At 73.6% G+C, this 24672-nt stretch carries 25 protein-coding genes; 4 read left to right on the top strand and 21 right to left on the bottom strand.

All coding sequences use genetic code 11. The features are described 5' to 3' along the window. Nucleotides 1-66 precede the first annotated feature (66 nt). From ABEA81_RS15835 to ftsH, 7 genes are read right to left on the bottom strand one after another with little or no spacing between them, the layout of a single operon-like run. The gene (locus ABEA81_RS15835; RefSeq protein WP_345605849.1) at nucleotides 67-1374 is read right to left on the bottom strand and encodes a PrsW family intramembrane metalloprotease; all 1308 of its coding nucleotides are present in this window, start codon (nucleotides 1372-1374) and stop codon (nucleotides 67-69) included. 11 nt (nucleotides 1375-1385) lie between these two features. Continuing rightward, complete coding sequence (locus ABEA81_RS15830) at nucleotides 1386-1868, bottom strand: DUF3180 domain-containing protein (protein ID WP_345605848.1); 483 nt, start codon at nucleotides 1866-1868, stop codon at nucleotides 1386-1388. Then, entirely contained in the window at nucleotides 1865-2380 is a 516-nt protein-coding gene (gene folK / locus ABEA81_RS15825; RefSeq protein WP_345605847.1) for a 2-amino-4-hydroxy-6-hydroxymethyldihydropteridine diphosphokinase, read from the bottom strand. Before folK ends, ABEA81_RS15830 begins: the two co-directional genes overlap by 4 nt. Then, nucleotides 2377-2766 carry a dihydroneopterin aldolase gene (folB, locus tag ABEA81_RS15820; protein ID WP_345605846.1) on the bottom strand — a complete coding sequence of 130 codons (390 nt, stop codon included), beginning with the start codon at nucleotides 2764-2766 and terminating at the stop codon, nucleotides 2377-2379. The genes folK and folB overlap by 4 nt, the downstream gene beginning before the upstream one ends. Nucleotides 2767-2774: 8 nt before the next feature. Continuing rightward, on the bottom strand, nucleotides 2775-3578 hold the full coding sequence (gene folP, locus ABEA81_RS15815; RefSeq protein WP_425570575.1) for a dihydropteroate synthase: 804 nt from the start codon (nucleotides 3576-3578) through the stop codon (nucleotides 2775-2777). 46 nt (nucleotides 3579-3624) lie between these two features. Next, the gene (gene folE, locus ABEA81_RS15810; RefSeq protein WP_345605844.1) at nucleotides 3625-4191 is read right to left on the bottom strand and encodes a GTP cyclohydrolase I FolE; all 567 of its coding nucleotides are present in this window, start codon (nucleotides 4189-4191) and stop codon (nucleotides 3625-3627) included. 56 nt (nucleotides 4192-4247) lie between these two features. Beyond that, the gene (gene ftsH, locus ABEA81_RS15805) at nucleotides 4248-6665 is read right to left on the bottom strand and encodes an ATP-dependent zinc metalloprotease FtsH (RefSeq protein ID WP_345605843.1); all 2418 of its coding nucleotides are present in this window, start codon (nucleotides 6663-6665) and stop codon (nucleotides 4248-4250) included. A gap of 319 nt (nucleotides 6666-6984) precedes the next feature. On the opposite strand from ftsH, the gene ABEA81_RS15800 reads away from it, so the two are divergent. Then, nucleotides 6985-7902: a serine protease gene (locus ABEA81_RS15800; RefSeq protein ID WP_345605842.1), complete on the top strand. Its 918-nt coding sequence runs from the start codon at nucleotides 6985-6987 to the stop codon at nucleotides 7900-7902. A gap of 272 nt (nucleotides 7903-8174) precedes the next feature. Here the strand turns inward: ABEA81_RS15800 and hpt are convergent, their stop codons facing one another. From hpt to dacB, 4 genes are all read right to left on the bottom strand, one after another. Beyond that, on the bottom strand, nucleotides 8175-8720 hold the full coding sequence (gene hpt / locus ABEA81_RS15795; protein ID WP_345605841.1) for a hypoxanthine phosphoribosyltransferase: 546 nt from the start codon (nucleotides 8718-8720) through the stop codon (nucleotides 8175-8177). A gap of 29 nt (nucleotides 8721-8749) precedes the next feature. Beyond that, nucleotides 8750-9748 (bottom strand): tRNA lysidine(34) synthetase TilS, encoded by a 999-nt coding sequence (tilS, locus tag ABEA81_RS15790; RefSeq protein ID WP_425570569.1) that lies wholly within the window; start codon nucleotides 9746-9748, stop codon nucleotides 8750-8752. Nucleotides 9749-9826: 78 nt separating this feature from the next. After that, on the bottom strand, nucleotides 9827-10897 hold the full coding sequence (locus tag ABEA81_RS15785; RefSeq protein ID WP_345605936.1) for a zinc-dependent metalloprotease: 1071 nt from the start codon (nucleotides 10895-10897) through the stop codon (nucleotides 9827-9829). A gap of 37 nt (nucleotides 10898-10934) precedes the next feature. Next, complete coding sequence (gene dacB, locus ABEA81_RS15780) at nucleotides 10935-12299, bottom strand: D-alanyl-D-alanine carboxypeptidase/D-alanyl-D-alanine endopeptidase (protein WP_345605840.1); 1365 nt, start codon at nucleotides 12297-12299, stop codon at nucleotides 10935-10937. A gap of 210 nt (nucleotides 12300-12509) precedes the next feature. Between dacB and ABEA81_RS15775 the strand changes: the two genes are divergently transcribed. Further along, nucleotides 12510-13001: an inorganic diphosphatase gene (locus ABEA81_RS15775; protein ID WP_345605839.1), complete on the top strand. Its 492-nt coding sequence runs from the start codon at nucleotides 12510-12512 to the stop codon at nucleotides 12999-13001. Nucleotides 13002-13118: 117 nt separating this feature from the next. Here the strand turns inward: ABEA81_RS15775 and ABEA81_RS15770 are convergent, their stop codons facing one another. From ABEA81_RS15770 to ABEA81_RS15755, 4 genes are all read right to left on the bottom strand, one after another. Beyond that, nucleotides 13119-13577, bottom strand: coding sequence for a MarR family winged helix-turn-helix transcriptional regulator (locus ABEA81_RS15770; RefSeq protein ID WP_345605837.1), 459 nt, complete (start codon nucleotides 13575-13577; stop codon nucleotides 13119-13121). A 53-nt stretch (nucleotides 13578-13630) separates the two neighbouring features. Further along, entirely contained in the window at nucleotides 13631-13879 is a 249-nt protein-coding gene (locus ABEA81_RS15765) for a hypothetical protein (RefSeq protein WP_345605836.1), read from the bottom strand. 72 nt (nucleotides 13880-13951) lie between these two features. Continuing rightward, nucleotides 13952-15169, bottom strand: a complete 1218-nt coding sequence (locus ABEA81_RS15760; protein WP_345605835.1) for an acetyl-CoA C-acetyltransferase — start codon at nucleotides 15167-15169, stop codon at nucleotides 13952-13954. Nucleotides 15170-15181: 12 nt separating this feature from the next. After that, complete coding sequence (locus ABEA81_RS15755) at nucleotides 15182-15634, bottom strand: MaoC family dehydratase (RefSeq protein WP_345605834.1); 453 nt, start codon at nucleotides 15632-15634, stop codon at nucleotides 15182-15184. A gap of 182 nt (nucleotides 15635-15816) precedes the next feature. Here ABEA81_RS15755 and ABEA81_RS15750 point away from each other — a divergent pair, with 182 nt between their 5' ends. Then, complete coding sequence (locus tag ABEA81_RS15750) at nucleotides 15817-17133, top strand: MFS transporter (RefSeq protein ID WP_345605833.1); 1317 nt, start codon at nucleotides 15817-15819, stop codon at nucleotides 17131-17133. An 11-nt stretch (nucleotides 17134-17144) separates the two neighbouring features. Here ABEA81_RS15750 and ABEA81_RS15745 read toward each other — a convergent pair whose 3' ends face one another. Both ABEA81_RS15745 and ABEA81_RS15740 read right to left on the bottom strand, forming a co-directional pair. Continuing rightward, nucleotides 17145-17570, bottom strand: a complete 426-nt coding sequence (locus tag ABEA81_RS15745; RefSeq protein WP_345605832.1) for a hypothetical protein — start codon at nucleotides 17568-17570, stop codon at nucleotides 17145-17147. Next, nucleotides 17567-18508, bottom strand: coding sequence for a ferritin family protein (locus ABEA81_RS15740; RefSeq protein WP_345605831.1), 942 nt, complete (start codon nucleotides 18506-18508; stop codon nucleotides 17567-17569). The genes ABEA81_RS15745 and ABEA81_RS15740 overlap by 4 nt, the downstream gene beginning before the upstream one ends. Before the next feature lie 119 nt (nucleotides 18509-18627). Here ABEA81_RS15740 and surE point away from each other — a divergent pair, with 119 nt between their 5' ends. Further along, complete coding sequence (gene surE, locus ABEA81_RS15735; RefSeq protein WP_345605830.1) at nucleotides 18628-19428, top strand: 5'/3'-nucleotidase SurE; 801 nt, start codon at nucleotides 18628-18630, stop codon at nucleotides 19426-19428. Between the two features lie 39 nt (nucleotides 19429-19467). Here the strand turns inward: surE and ABEA81_RS15730 are convergent, their stop codons facing one another. The 4 genes from ABEA81_RS15730 to ABEA81_RS15715 form a co-directional block, all read right to left on the bottom strand. Next, the gene (locus ABEA81_RS15730; RefSeq protein WP_345605829.1) at nucleotides 19468-19857 is read right to left on the bottom strand and encodes a hypothetical protein; all 390 of its coding nucleotides are present in this window, start codon (nucleotides 19855-19857) and stop codon (nucleotides 19468-19470) included. Nucleotides 19858-19897: 40 nt separating this feature from the next. Then, nucleotides 19898-21346: a fused MFS/spermidine synthase gene (locus ABEA81_RS15725; RefSeq protein WP_345605828.1), complete on the bottom strand. Its 1449-nt coding sequence runs from the start codon at nucleotides 21344-21346 to the stop codon at nucleotides 19898-19900. A 113-nt stretch (nucleotides 21347-21459) separates the two neighbouring features. Further along, on the bottom strand, nucleotides 21460-22608 hold the full coding sequence (locus ABEA81_RS15720) for an acyl-CoA dehydrogenase family protein (RefSeq protein ID WP_425570568.1): 1149 nt from the start codon (nucleotides 22606-22608) through the stop codon (nucleotides 21460-21462). After that, the gene (locus tag ABEA81_RS15715) at nucleotides 22608-24590 is read right to left on the bottom strand and encodes an acetyl-CoA carboxylase biotin carboxylase subunit (protein ID WP_345605827.1); all 1983 of its coding nucleotides are present in this window, start codon (nucleotides 24588-24590) and stop codon (nucleotides 22608-22610) included. The genes ABEA81_RS15720 and ABEA81_RS15715 overlap by 1 nt, the downstream gene beginning before the upstream one ends. Between the last annotated feature and the right edge of the window lie 82 nt (nucleotides 24591-24672).

The raw sequence follows: 24672 nt of genomic DNA, 5'->3' as shown, positions 1-24672 counted from the left end.
CCCCGGGAAGGCGCCCGGTGACGGGCTTCACCGCGTCGTGTCGGCGGCTCTGGATCGCGCAGGGGCTCAGCGGCGCCAGTAGCCCGGCGGCGGGGGCGGGCGGTAGCCGGGGTGGAACGGCGGCGCCGCCGCGTGATGGCCGCCCGGCGGGGGTGGGGGCGGGCCGGGAGGCGGCGGCACCCAGCCGGGCGGGCGGTGGTGGCGCAGGGCGACGGTGAGGGCCTCGGGGTGCCCGACGGCGCGGGCGCGGGCCTGGCGCACCGCCTCGACGGCCTCGGCGTGCCACAGCGGCCCGTAGGGGCCCGCGGTGCCGCGGGCCATGCGATCGCGCAGGAACGCGAGGTCGGTGACCGCGGACTGGTACTCCGCCACGGCCTTGGCCACCCGCCGCCCGGACCGCCTGCGCACGGCCGCGCGCCAGCCCTGCCTGCCGGCCAGGCTGGACAGCAGCGGCACCTCGCTCGGCACGATCCACCCCGCGGCCGCGAAGCCGGGCAGCTGTGCCGCCACGATCCGCTGCTCGCGCCTGCGCTGCCAGACCACGACGAGCACCAGCGCGACGAACAGCGGCACCATGACGAAGCCGTAGACCACGAGGAAGATGCCACCGCCCAGCACGGAGGCCGAGGTGTTCCACAGCGAGTGCAGCGCCACCGCCACCACGTAACCGATCGCCACCGCCCCGACCCGGGCCCCGACGGTCGCCCTGCGCGACGCGATCCCGGCCCCGATGCCGGTCATGGCCGTGAACAGGGGGTGGGCGAACGGCGAGAGCACGCCACGGAGCACGAGGACGCCGAGCACGCTGCCGACCTGGCCGGCGGCCGCGTCCTCGGTGAACGCCCGGCCCAGGTAGAGGATGTTCTCGGTGAACGCGAACCCGGCGGCCACCAGGCCGGCGTACACGATCCCGTCGACCACGCCGTCGAACTCCCGACGCCGGAAAACCAGCATCCCGACCAGGAACGCGCCCTTCGCCGCCTCCTCGACGACCGGTGCGACCGCCACGGCCCCGAAGAAGTCGGCCCGTTCCCGGCCCAGCACCTGGTCGACGACCACGCTCGCGCTGCTGTTGATCAGCAGTGCGGTGAGCGCCGCGAAGCACGCGCCCCACAGGAACGCGGCGAGCAGCGTGCGCGGCGGCTCCGGCTCCCAGCGGTCGACCCAGAGGAAGGTGGCCACGACGGGCCCGACCGGCACGAGCGCGCACAGGGCCCCGACCACCACTCCGGTGCCGCCGACGCTGTTGCCCACCAGCCCGAGCACCACGAGCCCGCAGAACCCCAGCGCGACCAGCCCCAGGACCGGGGCGAGCACCCCACGGCGCTGCCGGCCCGAGGTGGGCATCGGGATGACGCGCGTCGCCTGGGTCATGGGCGGGGAGCCTACGGGCGGTCAGCGCCGGGGGCGTGCCCGTTCTGCTCGTCCCCCGGGTCGTCGGGGGTGCGGCAGCAGTGTTCGAGCCACAGCGCCCCGCCCACCAGGCCCAACGCGCACACGAGGCCCACCGCGCCCGCGAGGGAGTCGCTCCCCGCGGCCGTGACCTCCCCCGCCAGCGGGAGGACGTGCACGAGCAGCCCGCCCCACACACCGGTCATGATGGCGCCGGCCAGCGCGGACGCCTTCGCCAGTAGCACGGCACGGGCGGCGACGAGAGGTTGCACCGGCTCCGTGCCCGGGCGGCGGCGGATGCGGGCGCGCAGCATGTTGCCCCCGATCGCCTCCGCGATGCCGAGCACGCCGAGCGTGGCACCCGCGAGCAGGGGTATCGGGGGGAGTGAGCCGTAGCTCAGTCGGACGAGGATGGCCACGACCACCGCCGTGACGAGGGCGACGCCGAACAGGTCCCGCGGCCGGGTCGGGGTCACCGGTCGGCCAGGAGGGACAGGTCGTCGCGGCGGCGCATCCCGTCCTCGGCGCTCGGCCCGAGCGCCGCGAGCAGGGCCGCCACGGGGCCGTGGCCCGGCAGCACCGCCCCGGGGTCGACGTCGAGCCACGGGCGCAGCACGGTGGCGCGCTCCGGCGTGCCCGGGTGCGGGAGCAGCAGGTCCGGGTGGTCACTGCGCACCGGGCCGTCCAGCCCGTCGACGGTGACCACGTCGACGTCCAGCGTGCGGGGGCCCCAGTGCACCTCCCGCACCCGCTTCGCGGCCCGCTCGAGCTCCTGGCCGCGGCGCAGCCAGCCCCATTCGTCCGTCCCGGCGTCCTCGACGACGAGCACGGCGTTGAGGAAGTCGGGCTGCTCGACGCCGCCCCACGCCGCGGTCTCGTACACCGGCGACGCCGCCCGCACCGCGTCGCCGAAGCCCGCAACGGCCGCCCGCAGGTGCACGAACCGGTCGCCGAGGTTCGAGCCGAGGGAGAGCACCGCCCGCGTCACGCGGGAACCACCCGCCCCCGGCCGCCCGTCCGCGAGCGCCGCGCGACGACCGCGACGTCGGCGAACTCCAGCGGGATCGGCGCCTGCGGCTTGTGGAGAACGACCTCGACGGTCTGCACCCGCACGTCGGAGAACACGTCGTCGGCCACCCGTCCGGCCACCGCCTCGATGAGGTTGCACGGCGGCCCGCCGACGATCGCCGCCGCCCGCTCGGCCATGGCGCCGTAGTCGAGGGTGTCCTCGAGGCGGTCGGAACGGGCCGCGTGCGTGAGGTCCATCCACACGACGATGTCGAGGACGAAGTCCTGGCCGTCGCGCCGTTCGTGTTCGAACACGCCGTGGTGGCCGCGCACCCGCAGACCCCGCAGCTCGATGCGATCCGACATCGGACCTCCTACTGCTCCACCCGGCCGTACCAGGCATCCGCCACCCGCACGGCGTCGAGCGTGCCGATCACATCGTGGACCCGCACGCCCCACGCACCGTGGCGGGCCGCGAGCGCGCTCACCGCGGCCGTGGCGACATCCCGGCCCGACGTCGGGCGCGGCACGCCCTGAGCGTCGGCGAGCAGGGATCCGAGGAACCGCTTGCGCGAGGCCCCCACCAGCACCGGGAACCCCAGCTCGACGAGCACGTCCAACCGGCGCAGCAACGCCCAGTTGTGCTCACCGGTCTTCGCGAACCCCAGCCCGGGGTCGAGCACGAGCCGCGCCGGGTCCACACCCGCGGCCACCGCGGCGTCCACGCGTGCGGACAGCTCGGCGCGGACATCGGTGACCACGTCGTCGTACACCGCGAGCTCGTTCATCCGGTCGCTGTGCCCGCGCCAGTGCATGAGGATCCACGGCACCTGCGCCGACGCCACCGCCTTGCCCATCGTGGGATCGGCCAACCCGCCGGACACGTCGTTGACCACGGTGGCGCCCGCCTCCACGGCCGCCTCGGCGACCGTGGCGCGCGTGGTGTCGATGCTGACGCACACGCCTGCTGCGACGAGCTCGCGCACCACCGGGAGCACCCTCGCGAGCTCGGCATCCGGCTCGACGCGGGGCGCGCCCGGCCGCGTGGACTCCCCGCCGACGTCCACCAGGTCGGCTCCGGCGTCGCGCATCGCCACCCCGTGCGCGACGGCCTGGTCGCGGTCGAGCCACCGGCCACCGTCGGAGAACGAGTCCGGCGTGACGTTGAGGACGCCCATCACCACGCACCGGCCGGGATCCGGCAGCCCCGCGCTCACAGGTGCGTCACCCGTTCCGGATCAGCGCGAGGACCTCGGCGCGGGACGTCGGCGACGAGCGGAGCATCCCGCGCACCGCGGAGGTGGTGGTGCGCGAGCCGGGCTTGCGGATCCCCCGCATGCCCATGCAGAGGTGCTCGGCCTCGATCACCACGATCACGCCCTTCGGTTCGAGCTTGCGAACCATCGCGTCGGCCACCTGCGCCGTGAGCCGCTCCTGCACCTGCGGCCGCCGCGCGTACAGGTCGACGAGGCGGGCCAGCTTCGACAGCCCGGTGACCCGGCCGTCGGGGTTCGGGATGTAGCCGACGTGCGCCACACCGTGGAAGGGCACCAGGTGGTGCTCGCACATCGAGAACATCGGGATGTCCTTGACCAGGATCAGCTCCTGGTGGTGCTCGTCGAACGTGCGGTCCAGCACCTCGTCCGGGTCGGCGTAGAGACCCTGAAAGATCTCCGCGTACGACCGCGCGACGCGCGCGGGCGTCTCCCGCAGGCCCTCGCGGTCGGGGTCCTCCCCGATCGCGATGAGCAACTCGCGCACCGCCGCCTCGGCACGCGCCTGGTCCATCATCGGTCGGCCGTTCTTCGACGCCCGCTCGGACGCCGCACCACCGGGCGCAACTGCACTCAGCGCGAGCCACCCTCGTCGGACCCGGAGCCGTCCTTCTCGCCCCTCGTCTCGGGCGACGGCTTCTCGGACGGTGGCTGCTCCGCCGGTTCGGCGGCACCGTTGGAGCCTGCCTGTGGCGGCACCTGGTTCGGCGGAACCTGGTGCTGCGGCGGCCCCCACTGCGGGCCGGGCGGCTGCGGCTGCCAGTGGCCGGGTGGCGGCCAGCTCTGGCCGTGCGGGGTGGTGGCGGGGCGCCAGTCCGGCGGCGCCCCGTAGTTGTGCGGCACCGAGTTGGGCTGCGGCTGCCCGCCCCAGCCCTGCTGCGGCGGAACCTGCTGTCCCTGCGGGTACGACCCGGGGAAGCCCGGCTGACCCGGGCCACCCGGGTAGCCGCCGGGCGGCGTGGGAACCGGGCCACCGTTGGGGCCCGGCGCCGGCACGCCGTTGGCGCCACCGGGGTAGGAGCCGACGGGCGCAGGCTCGCGCACCGGCTCGGTGTGGGGCGGCCACGGCTCGCCGCGCTCCCGCGCCCGCTCGGCGGGCGTCTTGATCGGCGGCTTGTCGGACGGCGTGCGGTCGCCGAAGTCGTTGAACGCCGTGATCCGGGGCCGCTTCTCCACCCGGCTGAAGATGCGCTGCAGGTCGGCGCGCGTGAGCGTCTCCTTCTCGAGCAGCTCGAACACCAGGTCGTCGAGCACGTCCCGGTAGGTGTTGAGGATCTCCCACGCCTCGGTGTGCGCGGCCTCGATGAGCGCGCGCACCTCCTCGTCGATCTCGTGGGCGACCTCGAGCGAGTAGTCGGCCTGCGCGCCCATCGAGCGGCCCAGGAAAGGGTCGCCCTGGTCGCGGCCGTAGCGGACGGCGCCGAGGCGGGCGCTCATGCCGTACTCGGTGACCATCGCCTTGGCGATCTTGGTGGCCTGGTCGATGTCGCTGGACGCGCCGGTGGTGGGCTCGTGGAACACGAGCTCCTCCGCGCTGCGGCCGCCCATCGCGAACACCAGCCGGCCGATCATCTCGGAGCGGGTCATGAGGCCCTTGTCGTCCTCGGGAACGACGAGCGCGTGTCCGCCGGTGCGCCCCCGCGGCAGGATCGTGAGCTTGTAGACCGGCTCCAGGTCGGGCATGGCCCACGCGGCGAGCGCGTGGCCGCCCTCGTGGTAGGCGGTGATCTTCTTCTCCTGCTCGGAGATGATCTTCGTCTTGCGCCGCGGCCCACCGACGACCCGGTCGACCGACTCCTCCAGCGCCGCGGCCGTGATCAACGTGCCGTTCTCGCGGGCGGTGAGCAGTGCGGCCTCGTTGATGACGTTGGCGAGGTCGGCGCCGGACATGCCGACCGTGCGCTTGGCCAGGCCCTCGAAGTCGACGTCCGGCCCGAACGGCTTGCCCTTCGCGTGGACGTGCAGGATCGCGCGGCGGCCCGCCAGGTCGGGGGCGCTCACCGGGATCTGGCGGTCGAACCGGCCGGGGCGCAGCAGGGCGGGGTCGAGGATGTCGGGCCGGTTGGTGGCCGCGATCAGGATGATGCCGCCGCGGGCGTCGAAGCCGTCCATCTCGACGAGCAGCTGGTTGAGCGTCTGCTCGCGCTCGTCGTGTCCACCGCCGAGGCCCGCCCCGCGCTGGCGGCCGACGGCATCGATCTCGTCGACGAAGATGATGCACGGCGAGTTCTGCTTGGCCTGCTCGAACAGGTCGCGCACGCGGGACGCGCCGACACCCACGAACATCTCGACGAAGTCGGACCCGGAGATCGTGTAGAACGGCACGCCCGCCTCGCCTGCGACCGCCCGGGCGAGGAGGGTCTTGCCGGTGCCGGGCGGGCCGTAGAGCAGCACGCCCTTCGGGATCTTCGCGCCGAGTGCCTGGTACCGCGCCGGGTTCTGCAGGAAGTCCTTGATCTCGTGCAGCTCCTCGACCGCCTCGTCGGCGCCCGCGACGTCACCGAAGGTGGTCTTCGGCATGTCCTTGTTGAGCTGCTTCGCCTTCGACTTGCCGAAGGACATCACCCGGTTCCCGCCGCCCTGGGCGTTGTTCATCATCCAGAACAGGATGAGCAGCACGAGGCCGAGCGGGATCAGGTAGATCAGCATCGTGGTCAGGAAGGAGTCCTGCCGCACGGTGGTGTTGAAGGCCGGCTTGTTGCTCGCGTTCTCGAGCGTCTCGACGATGGTGCCCGCGGTCTGCGCCGGGTACTGCGTGATGATCTGCGTGCTGCCCTCGACCGGCTTGGCGAGGGTGAGCCGGATCCGCTGCTCCCGGTCCTCGATGAGCGCGTTCGTGACGTTGCCGTCGGAGATCTGGACGAGCGCCACCGAGGTGTCGACCCGCGTGTATCCGCGCGTGTCGTCGAACAGCACGCTGAACGTGAAGTAGACCAGGATCGCGGCGAGGATCCAGATCAGCGGGTTTCGGAGCAGGCGCTTGCGGTCCATGCAGCTTCGGCCGTGGCGGCCTTCACCCTTCCTGGCGAGATTCTCCGGCGGAGAGACCCGGCGCAGCGGACTGACCGGCCCTGAGTCCGCCAGGATAGCGGGCCGCGAGCACAGCTGCGTCGTCGATGTCCGACCGGGTACCCCTTACGGGTACATGCGCTTTCAACGAACGGGCGCTCACCCGAGTTCCCGCAGGCCCGCGGCCGGCCATGTCCCTGCCGTATCCCCGCCATATCCCCACGGCCCCGGCGTCGTTGGGCCAGTGGCGGAAGCGGATCACGGAGGTCGGCGACGAGGCCGGCGGTGAGGGGTATCTGGGATGACGGTGAGGGCCCGTGGGGTCGCGTTGGCGGTCGTGCTCGGTGGGATCGCGCTCGGGACGGTGCTCGCCCCTGCGGCCACGGCAGCGCCCACCCAGTCCGGCCGCGACCAGTGGGCGCCCGCCGACTCCGCGGCGATCCGCCCGGGCGTCGTGACGGACACCGAGGGCGGCGGGTCCTGCACGAGCAACTTCGTCTTCACCAGCGGTGACCGCACCTTCCTCGGCCAGGCCGCGCACTGCGGTGGCACCGGTGACGCCACCGAGACCGACGGCTGCGACTCCGGCACCGTCGGCATCGGCACCCCGGTGACCATCAAGGCCGCCGACGGCACCGAGCGCACGGGCCACCTGGCCTACAGCTCGTGGGTCACGATGCAGGCCAACGGTGAGAGCGACCCCGACGTCTGCGCGTTCAACGACTTCGCCCTCGTCGAGATCGCCTCCGAGGACGCGGCCGACGTGAACCCGAGCCTCCCGGTCTTCGGCGGCCCCACCGGCCTCGACACCGACGGCCTCGGCACCGGCGACCTGGTCTACAGCCTCGGCAACTCGCCGCTGCGGCTGGGGATCGAGGCGCTCGGCCCGAAGGTCGGCATCGACGTCTCCGAGACGGGTGGCGGGCGCAACCACGACGTCTACACGCTCACCCCGGGCATCCCCGGCGACTCGGGCAGCGCCTTCGTCGACGACTCGGGCGCCGCGTTCGGCGTGCTGTCCACGCTGAACCTCGCGCCGCTGCCCGCCAGCAACGGGGTGATCGACCTGGCCCACGCGCTGGACTACGCCGCCGCGAACGGCGACGTGGGCGACGTCGAGCTCGCGCTGGGCACCGAGCCGTTCAACGCGGGACCCGCCGCCGGACTCCCGGTGCCGCCCCTCCCGGCGCTGCCCGCGCTGCCCGCGCTCGGCGGCTGACAACCGCCACGGGGCCGAGTTCACCGGCTGGGTGCGTTCCGCTGAACGCTGCGGGCTTGCCCACAGCCTCGAGATCGACGTGACGCGTCCCGGTTCACGATCGAACCCCGATGACGTCTACGCCGCGCCGCTGAGCAACTTTGCCGGCCGGCGGTCCAGTCGACGTCCCGTTCCCGCTGATCACACGCGCCGCCCGAGCCCCAGGACGTGCCGAAACGCTGATCAGAGCCCTGGGCGTACGGGTCACCGCGGCGATGCAGGAGCTCGCGCCGTCAGGCGTAGACGGAGGGGGCGAGCGTGCCGATGAACGGCAGGTCGCGGTAGCGCTCGGCGTAGTCGAGGCCGTAGCCGACGACGAACTCGTTGGGGATGTCGAAGCCGACGTACTTGACCGGCACGTCGACCTTCACCGCGTCCGGCTTGCGCAGCAGCGTGCAGACCGACAGCGACGCGGGCTGCCGGGACTCCAGGTTCTTCAGCAGCCAGGACAGCGTGAGACCCGAGTCGATGATGTCCTCGACGATGAGCACCTCGCGGCCGGCGATGTCGCGGTCGAGGTCCTTGAGGATGCGCACGACCCCCGAGGACGAGGTGGCGGAGCCGTAGGAGCTCACCGCCATGAACTCGAGCTGCACCGGTACCGGCAACGCCCGCGCCAGGTCGGTCATGAACATCACGGCGCCCTTGAGCACGCCGACCAGCAGCAGGTCCGAGTCCGACCCCGCGCGGTCGGCCGCGATCTGGGCCGCCAGCTCGGCCGTCCGCTCCCGGATCGCCTGCTCGGTGATCAGCGTCGATGCGATCTCACCGTCGTACACGGCTGGCGGCCTCCTGCGTGGGGTGGGGATCAGCCGCCGGATGGCCAGCGGATCGGACGCACGGAAAGCCTCCCACGCGCGCGCACCAGCTCCAACCCACCCGGAAGGGCGACACCGCCGCGGTCAGGGCCCTGACCTGCGAGGACGTCGGCGGCCCTCAGGTGCTCGTCGGTGAGAGCCGTCACGTGGACGGTGGCGAGCCATGCCCGCAGCACCCGGCGGCGCAGCGCGGCGGGGACGCCGTCGAGCGGGCCGAGACGCAGGCCGGACCGCGGATCCGGGTCGCTCGCCCGCCCGAGCAGGTCGGCCGCGACGGCGTCGAGCGCGTCGCCGTCCTCGCGCAGCTGGCGCGCCGTGCGGGCGAGCGCCTCCGCCACCCCGCCCGCGAGCACCTCCTCCAGCAGCGGCAGCACCTCGTGCCGGAGGCGGACCCGGGTGAACCGGGGGTCGCTGTTGTGCGGGTCGTCCCACACCGGAAGGCCCGCCGCCTCGCACGCCGCCCGCGTCACCGCGCGGCGCAGCCCGAGCAGCGGACGGCACCACGGGGCGTCCCACTCGCGCATCCCGGACAGGGACCGGGCACCGGACCCGCGCCCCAGCCCGAGCAGGACGGTCTCGGCCTGGTCGTCGAGGGTGTGCCCGAGCAGCACCGGCGAGTCCGGGTGCGGGCGGGCGGACCGCAGGGCGGCGTAGCGGGCGCGGCGGGCCGCGGCCTCGAGCCCACCCTTCCCCGTGACGTCGACCCGGTGCACGGTGGCGGCGACCCCCATGCCGTCGAGCAACGCTGCGGTCGCGGCGGCACGCTCGGCGGACCCGTCCTGCAGACCGTGGTCGACCACCGCGGCCTGCACCGCACCCGCCCCGCGCACCGCGAGCGCCCCGGCAGCCAGCGCGAGCGAGTCGGCACCGCCGGAGCAGGCGACGAGCAACGGGGCGTCCCGGTGGGGCGGGGGCAGCGCGACGACCGCTCCCCGAACGGCCCGCCGAACGGCGAGGACCGCGGTGTCGTGCCCTGTCTGCTGCCTCACGCGGCTGCTCCCCGTTGCAGCATGGTGGCCATACTGCCGCAGTGCGCCGGTAAGGCCACCATGCCGGCGTTCGGGGCGTCAGAGGCCGTGGACGCGCGCCAGCCAGTCGCCGGGGTTGGCCAGTTCCTCCCGGGTCGGCAGGGTCTCGGGGCTCTCCCACACCCGGTTGAAGCCCTCCATGCCGGCCGCGAGCACGACGTGCCGGGTGAACGCCGAGCCCACGGCGTACTGGCGGACCTTGGCCTCCACGCCGAGCAGGGCGCGCAGCAGGCGGTCGACGAGACCGCCGCCGCGACGGCGCATCGTGAACCGGTTGCGGATGGTGGCGACCGTGGGCACGACGGACGGGCCGACGGCGTCCATCACGTGGTCGGCGTGGCCCTCCAGCAGTGTGGTGAGGGCGAGCAGCCGGTCGAGCACGGCCCGCTGCTCCGGCCCCTGCAGCAGCTCGACGATCGCGAGGGAGTCGCCGCCGGTCTCCCGCAGCGACCGGACGACCTCGGGCAGCCGTTCCAGCACCGCGTTGCGGTCGCCCTGCGCGATCGACAGGAACCGGCCGACCTCGTCGGCGAAGTAGGACCGCAACCACGGCACCGCGGTGAACTGGAGCCGGTGCGTGGCCTCGTGCAGGCAGACCCAGAGGCCGAAGTCGGTGCTCGGCACGTCCAACGCCTTCTGCGCCGCGTGCACGTTGGGCGCCACGAGCAGCAGGCGCCCCCCACCGTCGGACCCGCCGAAGGGGTCGTACTGGCCGAGCACCCGCCCGCCGAGGAACGCGACCACTCCACCGACCTGCAGCCCAGCGGTGCGCGCCGTGACGCGGCGGGCCACCCGCGACACCTCCGGCAGCTGTGCGGTCGCGGTGAGCGCGGCCATGCCCGCCACCGCGGCCGCCGCCCACGCCTTGCGGTCCACGACATCGGCCGGCAGCAGCGGCAGGCCGTGACCGAGGCCGGTGGTCTCCCGGACGTGCTGCTCGGCGACGACGGCGTCGGCGCGCAGGCGTTGCACCAGCTCGGCGGCCTCGGCGGGGGTGGCGTCCGGGCCGGGCTGCATGAGCCGGCCCGCCGTGCGGCTCGCGAGCTCCCAGTCGACGGGGAGGCCGCGCTCACCGGGCGGGCTCGACGTGGGCTGGGCGGAGTCGGTCACGTACTGCACGCCTCCCACGCTACGTGGCCTGCCGGGCTCACGGCTGGCGGCAACCGCAGCGGCTCAGGTCGGCGGCCATCTCGTCGTGCAGCGGGCGGACGATGAGCGGATTGGCCCCGTTGGACATCAGGGCGAAGACCAGCAGCCTCCCGTCCGCGTCCGTGACGACCCCGGCCAGGCTGCTCACCCCGGTGAGCGAGCCGGTCTTCGCGCGGACGACACCGCGCCCGTCCGCGGCCCCTCCGTCGCGCGCATACCGGTTGTCGAGCGTGCCGACACCGCCCGCCACCGGGAGGCCGGTGAGGACCGGCCGCAGGAACTGCGTGTCGAGCGGTCCCTTCGCGGGCGCCGCGGCGGCGGCGAGGATCTCCCCGAGCAGCCGGGGAGGCACCTCGTCCCGGGTGGAGAGCCCGCTGCCGTCCACCATCACGGCGCCGGTCGTGTCGATCCCCGCCTGCCGGAGCGCGCCGAGCGTGGCCCCGGCCGCACCCTCGAACGACGGCTCCACCTCGCGCGCGATCGCCACCTCGCGCGCGAGCACCTCGGCCAGCACGTTGTCCGAGGCGCGGAGCGCGAACTCGGCGAGCTCGCTCACCGGCGCCGACGACACCGCTGCGATGGCCGTGGCGTCCGGTCCGGCCTTGCCCTTCCCCACATCGTGGACGCCGAGCCGGTCGGCGAGTTCGCGGGCGGCGGTGAGCGCTGGGTCCGATACGCGCGGGCCGTCCTGCAACGCGGGGTCGATCCGGCCGCCGTCGAGCATCACGGGCTCGATCGGCGTGATGAACCCGGCCGCGACGTCGCCGGGGTTCCACCCCGGTGCGAGCCCGTCATCGGTGTAGCGGCTCGTGTCGACGAGCACCCGGTGGATCGGGCCGGCGGCCTTCTTGCGCACCGCGTCGGCGAGCTCGACGATGCTCGGCGCGTCCGGGTACAGGCTGTCCTCGGGGTCGGGGAGCGCGGTGAGCGTCGGGTCGCCGCCGCCCACCAGCACGACGGTGCCCGGGTCCGGGCCGGTCACGACGCGGGTGACCAGCCGGTCGGTCGGGTTCAGCACCAGCATCGCCGCCGCGGTGGTGATCAGCTTTCCGGTGGACGCCGGGGTGAGCGGGCGCTCGGGGGTGTGGCTCCACAGCTCGCTGTCGGTGGCCGGGTCGATCACCACGCCCCCGAACTTGCCCGGCATGTCGGCCGCGGCCTCGTCGAGGACCGCGCTCACACCGTCGGGCGTGGGTACCGGGGCGTTCGCCGGGAGCGGCCCCAGCTGGGCGTGCGGGACGGGCGGCAGCGGCGGGGGCGGGGGCGCCACCAGACCCAGCCGCTGGACGAGGGTCGGGCCGGTGAGCGCGATCGCCCCGCCGGCGCCGCCGGCCACCACGAGCACGACGAGAACGGCGATCATCCGCCGCGCTCCGCGACCGGGCAGTCGCAGTGAGTCACCGATTCGTCGCCCGATGCCCACGGGCGCCCTCCCTCGACATCCGCGGGACGCTGGACGCGCGCCCCGGACGTCGGACCCGCCGACGCGGTGCATCAGACTAGACCGAGGCGCCGGAGCCGGTCGCCCGACCGGTACCGGCCATCCATCCGACGGAACAGCAGGAGAGCGCCAGTGGACTTCGACGTCACCATCGAGATCCCCAAGGGGGGACGCAACAAGTACGAGGTCGACCACGAGACCGGGCGCATCCGGCTCGACCGGACGCTGTTCACGGCCACCCAGTACCCGGCCGACTACGGGTTCGTCGAGCACACGCTGGGCGAGGACGGTGACCCGCTGGACGCGCTCGTGCTCGTGCAGGAGCCGACCTTCCCGGGCTGCCTGATCCGCTCGCGCGCGATCGGCATGTTCCGCATGAAGGACGAGAAGGGCGGCGACGACAAGGTCCTCTGCGTGCCCAGCGACGACCCGCGCCAGGAGCACCTGCGCGACATCCACCACCTCCCCGAGTTCGACCGGATGGAGATCCAGCACTTCTTCGAGATCTACAAGGCGCTCGAGCCGGGCAAGAGCGTGGAAGGCGCCACCTGGGTCGGCCGGGCCGACGCCGAGCGGGAGATCAAGGCCTCCTGGCAGCGCGCCAAGGTGGCCGGCGCGCACTGAGGACGTGGTTCGGGCGGTACGGCCACACCGGGTGGAGTCAACGACACCCTCGTGCGCCGGGTGCGAGCGAGCGGCCGCTCGTCCCACATGCGCCGCGGGCCCGCCCCGGACGTCCCGCTAGGAACGCTGGGTGTTCTCGAACGCCGTGGTGAAGCGGCCCAGCAGCTCCGCGAACGTGCGCCGTTCCTCGACCGACCAGTCCGACAGCATCTCGGCGAACCGTTCGATGCGCATGCGCCGGTTCTCCCCGAACACCCGCCTGCCCTCGTCGGTGGCGGTGAGCAGCGTGGCCCGCCCGTCCCCCGGGTCGGCCATGCGCTCGACGAGGCCGAGCCGCACGAGGTGCCCGACCTGGCGGCTGATCGTCGAGGGGTCCGAGTGCACCGCCTCCGCGAGCGCACCTGCGCGCTGCGGGCCGCCCTTCACGAGGTGGACGAGCAGGAAGTAGGTGGCCCGCTCGACCGCGTCCGGGTGCTCGGCAAGGTACTGGGCCTGCCTGCGGTCCATCAGCCGCAGCAGCCGGATGAGCTGGCCGCTCACGTCATCGGCCAGGGCGAGGTCGTCGTCGGACGGCACGGCGCGAGCATGGACCGCCCGCCGGGTTCGGGCAACACGCCCCGATGTGACGCTCAGCGGGCGAGCGCCCGCCACCCCAGCGAGGTGATGCTCGCCGGACCGAGCGGCCGGCCCGGGTCGGGCGGGTTGATCAGCCCGGCCGCCAGCAGCCGGTGCCCCGCGGCCGAGTCGGCGCACGCGAGCCCGTCGATGAGGAGAACGGGCTGCCAGCCACCGCTGCCGAGCTCGCAACGCCCCGCGGCCACCGCGCGCAGCACGGCCCGGTCCCGCCCGCTCAACGTCGCGGTCTCCGCGCTCGTCATGGCCTCGCCTCTCTCGCAGCGTGTGTCTACGAGGGCTGTCGTACCCGGCGGGAGAGGTGTTTCACATCACGATCAGGCGGCCACCCGTTCGAAGACCGCGGCGAGCCCCTGCCCGCCGCCGATGCACATGGTCTCGAGGCCGTACCGGGCGTCCCGGCGCTCCATCTCCCGCGCGAGCGTGGCGAGGATCCGGCCGCCGGTGGCGCCGACCGGGTGGCCGAGTGAGATCCCGGAGCCGTTGACGTTGAGCCGCTCGAAGTCCTCCGGCACGAGCTTCCACTCGCGCGTGACGGCGAGCACCTGCGCCGCGAAGGCCTCGTTGAGCTCGATCAGGTCCATGTCGGCCAGCGTCAGCCGGGCGGCGTCGAGGGCCTTCGCCACCGCCGGCACCGGGCCGGTGCCCATCGTGGCGGGCGGCACGCCGCCGATACCCCACGACACGAGCTTGACCAGCGGCCGCAGGCCCAGCTCGGCAGCCTTCTCCGGGTGGGTGACGACGCAGACGGCCGCGCCGTCGTTCTGGCCGCTCGCGTTGCCCGCCGTGACCGTGGCCTCCGGGTCGTCGCGGCCCAGGACGGGCCGCAGCCCGGCGAGCTTCTCCACCGTGGAGTCGGGGCGGATGTGCTCGTCGGCGTCGACCACCGTGTCGCCCTTCCGGCCCTTCACCGTGACCGGGACGATCTCGTCGGCGAACCGGCCCTCGTCGCGGGCGGCGGCGGCGCGCCGGTGCGAGCGCACGGCGAACTCGTCCTGCTCCTCGCGGGGGATCGAGTACTCCCGGCGCAGGTTCTCGGCCGTCTCCAGCATCCCGCCCGGCACCGGGAAGTTGATCCCGCCCGCCGTGACGCGGCCGCGTGCGAGCGCGTCGTGCAGCATCACCCCGGGCCCGCCCTTGACGCCCCAGCGCATCCCGTTCGCGTAGAACGGCGCGCTCGACATCGACTCGGCGCCGCCGGCGAGCATCAGCTCGGACACACCGGACTGCACCTGCATCGCCGCGTACAGCACCGCCTGCAGGCCCGATCCGCAGCGGCGGTCGATCTGCAGGCCGGTGACCGTGACCGGCAGCCCGGCGTCCAGCGCGGCGACGCGGCCGATCGCAGGCGCGTCCATCGTGGGGTAGCAGTGGCCGAGCACGACGTCGTCGACCGCGTCCGGCGGCAGCCCGGTGCGCTCCATCAGCGCGCGGATCACGGTGGCGGCGAGCTCGGGTGCCGGCACGTCCCGCAGCGCGCCACCGAACCCACCCACCGGGGTCCGCACCGGCTCGCAGATGACCGCTTCTCGCATCGGAGGCACTCCTTACACGTACTGCCTGGTCAGCCACTCGGCGACGAGCGCAGGGCGGTCCGATCCCTCGATCTCGACCGTCACCTTCGTGGTCATCTGGACCCCGCCCGACACGTCGGTGACGTCGACGAGCTCGACGTTCGCCCGCACCTTGCTGCCGACCGGGACGGGCGAGGTGAACCGCACGCGGTTGAGCCCGTAGTTGACGCCCATCTTCGTGCCCTCGACGCGGTACGCCTGCTTCACGAGGTGCGGCAGCAGCGAGAGCGTGAGGAACCCGTGGGCGATGGTGCCGCCGAACGGGCCCGCCTTGGCCCGCTCCTCGTCGACGTGGATCCACTGGTGGTCGAGGGTGGCGTCGGCGAACGTGTCGATCTGGGACTGGTCGACCGTGTGCCAGTCGCTCTCGCCGAGCTGGGAACCCACCGCCGCCCGCAGCTCGTCGACCCCGTTGAAGACACGCATCCATCCGCTCCGATCGTCCGCGACCCTGCGAGAGCCCACCCTGCCACACGGGACGGGCGGAGCCGGTGCGTGAGATGCGGCACGGCGACGCCGGCCCTTGACACGCTCCGCTCCCGACGCGGATTCTGGGATCTCGTTCTAGAGCCTGGCTCGGTAAGAACGCTGCGACGAGGAGGTCGCGAATGAGCCCCCGGTACGTACGCCTGCTCGACGAGTACCCGACCGGCCGACGGCGGCTGCGGATACTGGCGATGGCCGTACTGGCGAGCCTGATCTGCTCCTACGAGGCCCAGATCGCGCCCGTGGTCCCGCTGCTGCTCGAGGACCTGGACATGACGCTCGCGACGTACGGGGCGATCTCGGCGGTCGCGGCGCTCGCCGGGGCGGTGGCCGGGATCGTCGGCGGGCGGCTCACCGACAAGGTCGGGCGGGTCCGCCTGCTGATCCCGCTCATGATGCTCACCGGGCTCTGCTGCTTCGCGATGGCGCTGATCAGCTCGCCCGGGCAGCTGCTCGTCGCCCGGGTCGTGCTGTCGTTCATCGACGGGGTCGCGATCGCCAGCACCGCCCCGCTCGTGCGCGACTTCTCCCCGCGGATGGGCCGCGCACAGGCGTTCGGGTTCTGGACCTGGGGGCCGGTGGGGGCCAACTTCCTCGCCGCCGCGATCGCCGGGCTCACGCTGCCGCTGTTCGACGACGCCTGGCAGTCCCAGTTCGTGATCATGGGGTGCGTCTCGCTCGTGCTGTCGATCGTGATCGCGGCCAACATCGCCGAGCTGTCCCCGCGGCTGCGGGCCAAGATCGTGCAGACCGAGCGCACGGCGCTCACCGTCGTCGACGCCGAGCGCCCCGCGCTCGCCCGCACCCTGCTCGTGCACCGCACGATGTGGGCCCACGTCGTCGGGATCGCGTTCTGGCTCGTGCTGTACCTGACGCTCACCCTCTACGGGCAGACGATGCTGGTGCAGACCTTCGACATGACCACGGCCCAGGCGTCGGCGGTGATGACGGTGTTCTGGATCCTCGACCTCGCGGCCCTCGTGGTGGCCGGGCGGCTGTCGGACCGGCTGCAGCTGCGCCGCCCGTTCGCGCTCGGCGGCACGCTGGTTGGGCTCGCGGTCCTGGTGTTCTTCGTGTCGCTGCTGGGGCGCGCGGCCGTCTCGCTGCCGGTCCTGATGGTCACCGGGATGGTGCTCGGCGGCGTGCTCGGCGCCGCCTACGCGCCGTGGATGGCGAACTTCTCCGAGGACGCGGAGGACATCGACCCACGCCTCCAGGGCACGGCGTGGGGCCTGTTCTCGTTCCTGGTCAAGGCCATGGCCGTGGTGGTGCTCCTCGTCGTGCCCCACGTGGTGGCCGCCGCGGGCTGGCAGGTCTGGATGGCCGCTACGGCCGGCTGCATGGCGCTGTTCGCCGTGGCGATCTGCTTCTTCGGCGGGCCGTGGCGGCGCACCGCGCCGGCGGCCGCGACGGCCGTGGCTCCCGGACCGGTGAGGTAGACCTCCTCGTCCTATCCCGCCCGGACCCGTCCGATCGCGGCGAGCGACTCCACGACGAAGTAGACGATCCGGAAGAACGCCAGCACGTCGCCGCGTTCCAACCGGATCCGCCGGTACATCACCAGTCGTCCGGCGTCCGCGCCGCCCACGAGCTCCTGCCAGACCGCGAGCGGGGCGCTGAGCACGTACGTGGCGGCGGGCGCCGACCCCGCCCCGCCGACCGCCGCCCGCGTGCACCTGCCCCGCTCCCACTCCAGCAAAAGGCACCCGGGCAGGTCGGGGGCCACGAGCGCCCACGTCCCGTCGTGCCGGGCCCGCGCATCGTCGATCCACTCCCAGTACGCGGGCAGCTTGCCCGCACGCACCTCGTCGGACGGGCCGCCGTCGACGGCCTCGCGCGCCGCGTCCGCCCACGCCGGCGAGAACAGCGCCGTCATCCGCCCGCCACCTCGGGCTCGATCTGCTGGATCCGCTCCCGCAGGTCGGGTGGCAGGTCGATGCCCACGTCCGACAGCTTCATCGACAGCTGCCGGATCATCAGCCGTCGCACCTCCTCCGGGCTCCAGCCGAGCGCCTCGAGTGCCAGCCGCCGGCTCACGGCGCCGTTCATGGCGAGGATCGTGCGCAGCGTCTCGTGGATCTCGCGCAGCAGCGGTGGGTCGGCACGCACCGCGTCGCGCAGGAACCGCATGCCGGCCTGGACGTGGCGGGCCTCGTCCCGGCAGGTGGCGGTGAACCCGGCGTAGTAGGCAGGCAGGAGGCCGCGCTCCCGGCAGTAGGTGAGCGTGATCTTCATGACCGAGAGCGCGAGCACGCCCTCGATCCACAGGAAGTACGTGGTGCCGTAGCGCACCCGCGCCGCGGGGTCCTCCGGGTCGCGGCGCAGCTCGTCGGCCTGGTAGGCGAGGAGGCCGAACGGGCCCACGAACGTCTCCGAGACGTGCGGGAACGACGCGTCGAGCACGTCCTGCACCGTCTCGCCGGGCAGGCCGACGACCTCCCGGTAGAAGCGGTCGAAGAAGATGGTGTGCCGGGCCTCGTCCTCGATCTGGCTCGACATGTAGACCTTCGACTCCTCGCTGCCGCCGAGCATGAACACCGGCAGCTCCACCTCCACCTGCCGCTCACCGTGGTGGAAGCCGGAGGAGATGGCGACGAACGCGGTGCGCTCCTCCTGCGACATCCGGGTGTTCCAGTCCTCGACGTCCCGGCCGAAGTCGAGCTCGTAGACGTCCCAGCGCTGCCGCAGGTAGCGCCGGTACAGGTCGAGGTAGTCCGGGAGCTTCTTGAGGTCGGCGTGGACGTAGTCGAGCACGTCGTCGATGTCGACGTCGCGGATCTCGGCGAGGCTGGATGTCTCGACGGCCTCCCGCATCGGCACCTCCCAGTGGATGTGACATCGATCCTAGAACCCGATTCGAGGAACGGGAACCGCGCGCGTGAGTGTCATCGCGCGGCCGTCCGGCGGCCACCTGGCTCGCCTACGGTGGAGGCGTGGCATCCTCCCGACGTCTCCGCGCCCTGATCACCAACGACGACGGCATCGACTCGCCGGGGCTCAGGGCATTGGCCACGGGAGCACGGGACGCCGGTTTCGACGTGGTGGTGGCGGCCCCGCACGTCGACGCGAGCGGTGTGGGCGGCTCGGTGCTGGCGGTCCGCGACGGGCGGCGCGTGCGGGTGCACCGCCGTGAGCTGCCCGACCTGCCCGGCATCCCGGCGTTCGCCGTCGAGGGCCACCCCGCGTTCATCGTCCACTCGGCCGGGCGCGGCTGGCTCGACCCGGAGCCGGACGTGGTGCTGTCCGGCATCAACATCGGGGCCAACCTCGGGCACGCGGTGCTGCACTCCGGCACGATCGGGGCGGCGCTCGCGGCGGGACTGCACGGGTGGCGGGGCCTCGCGGTCTCGCTCGGCACCCCGCTGATCGAACCCGAGCGGCCGCACTGGGACGCCGCGCTGAAGCTCCTGCCCGACGTGCTCGACGTCCTGCTCGGTGCCCCGGACTCCACGGTGCTCTCGCTCAACGTGCCCGACCTGCCCGTCGCCGAGCTCGGCGAGCTCCGCGAGGCGCGGCTCGCCGACTGGGGATCGGTCCGGGTGCGCGTCGACCACGTCAGCGGCGAGGACGGCGATCTCCTGCACACCCACGAGGCCGAGCTGGCCGGGGAGCCGGAGCCGGACACCGACACGGCCCTGCTGGCCGCCGGACACCCCACCCTGACCGAGCTGCAGACGGTGACCGACCGCCCCGGCCTGCTCGCCGACGGCGCGCTGCGCAGGCGCGCCAGCTGAGACCTCCCGGCCACCACGACGGCGCCGGAAGGCGCCGCGCTAGTGCTCGTCGGCGCCCGTCAGCGCGTGCTCCAGGCGGTCGGCGACGTCGACGACCAGCCGGAAGGGGCGGTCGAAGCCGTCGAGCGCGGTGTCGCCGAACGGGATGGAGTGGCGGAAGAGCACCACGCCGTCCACGGCGACCGCTCCACCCGCCACGCACTCGCCCGCGAGATCGAGCATCCGGGCGAGGTCCAGGTCGGCCACGCGCCCGATCGGCGAGGCGATCTGCGCCCACGGGTGGTCGTCCTCGCCCGTGACCAGGCGCACCACCACGAGCTGCGTGCGATCGTCCTTCGTGGGCAAGCGGAACCACAGCTCGCCGTCGGCCTGCCGCATGATCTCGTAGCGCACCCGCACGAACGCCACGAGGTCGTCCCACTCAGCCACCCCGCCACCTCCTCCCGCGGACCCTAGCGGGACCAGCTGATCAGCTGATCAGCTGGTCGACCGGTGCCCGGTCGTCGGTGAGCACGGGGGCGTCCGCCGCGAACCGCAGGGCGGCGCCGGCGTCGAGGACCGATCCCGGCTCGCCGCGCACCGCGGCCCGCTCGGCCAGCGCGGCCACGTCGATCGGACGGTCCGAGGCCACGACGACCGCGTTGCCACCCCTGCCCGCGGAGAGCTGCTCGGGCCGCACCAGCAGCGCGACGTGGGGGAACTTGTGCGCGACGGTGGCCACCTCGGCGGCGAGCAGACCCCAGGGATCGTGGTCGATCACGTTGAGCACGTAGACGCCGTCGTGCCGCAACACGCGGTGGACGTCGGCGACGAACTCGGCGGTGGCCAGGTGCCACGGCACCGAGCGCGAGCCGAAGGCGTCCCCGACCACGACGTCCGCCGACGCGTCCGGCAGCGCGGCGAGCTGGTTGCGCGCGTCCCCGATCCGGACGTCGACGGCCGGGATCCCGGCCACGCCCAGCTCCCGGCGGCCCAGCTCGACGACGCCCTCGTCCACCTCCAGCACGGTGGAGGTCGAGCCCGGACGGGTGGCGGCGAGCCAGCGGGGCATCGTGAAGCCGCCGCCGCCGACGTGCACCGCGGCGAGGGGGACTCCCGCCGGGAATGCGCTGTCGATCGCGTCGGCGAACCGCCGGGTGTAGGCGAACCGCAGGTACGCGGGATCGGTCAGGTCCACGGCGGAGTGGTCCAGATCGTCGAGCACCAGTACCCGGACGTCCGGGTCGGCCGGGTCGGCGCGCACGCTCGCGCAGTAGTAGACCGTGTCGGCGTCGCACCGGCCGGGCACCGCCACCACGGCAGTGGCGAGGACGGCGGCGACGACGGCCGTGCCGGCGACCGCCCCGCGCGCCGGGACGACCGCCGTGAGCACGGCCAGCACCAGGCACGCGGCGGCCGTGATCAGCAGGATCATCGCCACGGGTAGCAACGCCACCAGCACGAACCCGGTGAGGAACACCCCGGCGAGCGACCCGACGGTGCCCGCCGCCGAGAGTCCGCCGATCACCGCACCGGAGCCCTCGACGTGTGAGATCCGGGCGCGGGTGACCGCGGGCGTCACCATCGCGAGCGCGGTGACCGACACCAGCGTGGACACCGCCACCAGGACGATCGCGGCCAGCGGGCCCGGGCCGAGCGCCGGGCCGAGCACGCGGACCATGGGCCGGACCGCCAGCACCCCGAGCCCGCCGACCGCGAGCGCCCCCGCGGCCACCCGGCGCGGCGGCAGCACGTCGGCCCACCGGCCGCCCAGGGACGCCCCGGCGGCGATGCCGGCCAGCGCCACGCCGATCACGGCCGACGTCGACTCGAGCGTCAGGCCGACGTACGGCGCGACCAGCCGGGTCGCCAGCGTCTCGACCACCAGGATCGCGGCACCGCTCACGAGTACGACGATCCGGGCGAACAGGGCGTTCACCCCACCATCCTCGCGCCCGGTGCCCGGTGATCGACCGCGGGGCCAGCGTCAGCAAAGCCACTTTCATGACGCCTGGTGTCGTGAAAGTGGCTTTGCTGACATCGCGGGCGGGGCTAGAGGCCCAGGTGGCGGGCGATCAGCATCCGCTGGACCTCGCTCGTGCCCTCGCCGATCTCCAGGATCTTGGCGTCGCGGTAGAAGCGGCCCACCGGGTACTCGTTCATGAAGCCGTAGCCGCCGAAGACCTGGGTGGCGTCGCGGGCGTTGTCCATCGCCGCGTTGGAGGCGACCAGCTTGGCGATCGCCGCCTCCTTCTTGAACGGCTCGCCGCGCAACATCTTCGCCGCGGCCGCGTAGTACGCCAGGCGGGCGGTGTGGGCTCGCGCCTCCATATCGGCGATCTTGAACTGGATCGCCTGGTAGCTGCCGATCGGGGAGCCGAACGCCTCCCTCTCGCGGGCGTAGCGCACCGACTCGTCGACGCAGCCCTGGGCGAGCCCGACCGACAGCGCCGCGATCGCGACCCGGCCCTCGTCGAGGATCGACAGGAACTGCGCGTACCCGCGCCCGCGCTCGCCGAGCAGGTTCTCCGCCGGCACCCGGCAGTCGTCGAAGAACAGCTCCCTCGTGTCCGAGGCGGACCAGCCGACCTTGGAGTACTTCTGCGAGACCCGGAAGCCGGGCGTACCGGCAGGGACGATGATCGAGGAGATCTCCTTGCGCCCGTCCGCGCCCACACCCGTGACCGCGGTGACGGTGACGATCGAGGTGATGTCGGTGCCGGCGTTCGTGATGAACGCCTTGGAACCGTTGATCACCCACTCGTCGCCGTCGAGCCGGGCGGTGGTGCGGGTGGCGCCCGCGTCCGAGCCCCCGCCGGGCTCGGTGAGCCCGAACGCGCCCAGCCGCTCCCCGGCCGCGAGCGCGGGCAGCCACCGCCGCTGCTGCTCCTCGCTGCCGAAGCGGTGGAGCGGCATGGCGCCGAGCGAGACGCCGGCCTCCAGGGTGATCGCCACCGACGAGTCGACGCGCGCGAGTTCCTCGAGGGCGAGGCAGAGCGCGAAGTAGTCGCCGCCCATCCCGCCGTGCTCCTCATCGATCGGCAGGCCGAACAGGCCCATCGCGCCCATCCGCGCCACCAGCTGGTACGGGAACTCGCCGCGCTCGTAGAGCTCGCCGATGACGGGGGCGACCTCCTTGCGGGCGAAGTCCTCGACCGTGGCGCGCAGCGCCTCGTGCTCCTCGCTCAGCGTGAGGTCCATCAGTCCACCTCCGGTTCCACGACCAGCAGCACGGCGTCCTTCGCGACGGCCTCGCCCTGGCGGGCGCGCAGCTCGCGGACCACCCCGGCGACCGGGGAGGTGAGCACGTGCTCCATCTTCATCGCCTCCACGACGACGAGCCGGGCGCCGGCGGCGACCGCCTGCCCCTCGACGACCTCGACGGCGGTGACCGTGCCGGGCATCGGCGAGAGCACCGGGCCGCCCGCTCCGGCCTCCGCCGACGTCGCCGCGTCCAGCGGGGCCTGTTCGCGGACGCCCCACGCCCGCCCGTCCCGGCCGAGCCACAGGGTCTCGCCGTCGAGCGCGCAGGCGTACCGGCGCGTGATCCCGTCGACGGTCACGACCAACGCGCCCGGTTCGCGCCGCGCGGCGCACGGCACCGGCTCGGCGTCCCCGACCGCCACCTCGGCGGCCGCGGCCCGGCCCCTGATGCGCACCGCGACCGGGTCGTGCCCGGAGACCGACATCCGCCACGTCGTCCACGCGGGCTCGCCGACCCGCCAGCCGCCCGGTACGTCGAACGGGTCCACGACCGGCCCCGCGGGCTCGAGCTCCAGCATGGCGTGCGCCGCGGCCGCGACGAGCACGTCGGTGGGCAGGTCGGCAGCCGTCCAGTCGGCCAGCCTGCGCCCCACGAGGCCCGTGTCCAGGCGGCCGGCCCGCACGTCCGGGTCGGCGAGCAGGGCTCTCAGGAAGCCGGTGTTGGTGTCGAGGCCGAGCAGCACGGTGTCCCGCAGTGCGGCGTCGAGCCTGCGCAGGGCCTCGGCGCGATCGGCGCCGTGGGCGATCACCTTGGCGAGCATCGGGTCGTAGTCGCTGCCGACGACCGTGCCCTCCGCGATCCCGGAGTCGACGCGCACGCCGGGCGCCGCCGGCTCGTGCAGGGCGAGGACCCGCCCGCCGGTGGGCAGGAAGCCGGCCGCGGGGTCCTCTGCGTAGACCCGCGCCTCGACGGCGTGGCCGGACAGCCGCACGTCGTCCTGGCCGATCGGCAGCGGTTCCCCTGCGGCCACCCGCAGCTGCAACTCCACCAGGTCCAGCCCGGTGACGAGCTCGGTGACGGGGTGCTCCACCTGCAGCCGGGTGTTCATCTCCATGAAGTAGAAGCGGTCCGGGTCGTCCGCGCCCACGATGAACTCGACCGTGCCGGCGCCGGTGTAGCCGACCGTGCGGGCCGCCTCGACGGCCGCCGCCCCCATCGCCTCCCGCTGCACGGGGGTGAGCAGCGCCGACGGCGCCTCCTCCACGATCTTCTGGTGCCGCCGCTGCAGGCTGCACTCGCGCTCGCCCAGGTGCACGACGTTCCCGTGCGCGTCCGCGAGGACCTGGATCTCGATGTGCCGCGGCGTCGTGACCAGGCGTTCGACCAGCAGCGTCTCGTCCCCGAAGGAGCTGCGCGCTTCTCGTCGGGCCGACGTGATCGCGTCGCGCAGGTCCTCGGGCCGGTGCACCTCGCGCATGCCCTTGCCGCCGCCGCCCGCGCTGGGCTTGAGCAGCACCGGGTAGCCGATCTCCGCGACGGCGGCCGCGAGCTCGTCGTCGGTGAGGCCCGCACCGTCCGAGCCGGGGACGACCGGCACGCCCGCCTTCGCCACCGTGGCCTTCGCCGCGATCTTGTCGCCCATCGCCTCGATCGCCGACGCGGGCGGCCCGACGAACACGATCCCGGCGTCGGCACAGGCCGCGGCGAAGGCGGTGTTCTCGGACAGGAACCCGTACCCCGGGTGGATCGCCTGGGCCCCCGTCGCGGCAGCGGCCTCCAGCACGGCGGGGATGGAGAGGTAGCTCTGCGCGGCAGCGGCGGGCCCGATCCGCACGGCGATGTCGGCCATCCCGACGTGCGGCGCGCACGCATCGGCGTCGGAGAAGACGGCGACGGACCGGATGCCGAGCCGGCGCAGGGTGCGCAGCACGCGAACGGCGATCTCACCGCGGTTGGCGACGAGCACGGTGTCGAACACGCGCGCCTCCTCCTCCGTCGGCCGACGAACGGCACTCTCGTCTGCTGGGTACCGACGAACGTGCCGTTCGTCGGGTGGACCG

Source organism: Pseudonocardia adelaidensis (genome assembly GCF_039543345.1).
In the GTDB taxonomy this organism is placed as follows: domain Bacteria; phylum Actinomycetota; class Actinomycetes; order Mycobacteriales; family Pseudonocardiaceae; genus Pseudonocardia; species Pseudonocardia adelaidensis.
Note: the sequence above shows the minus strand (reverse complement) of the source record. Positions and strands in the feature narration are given on the sequence as shown.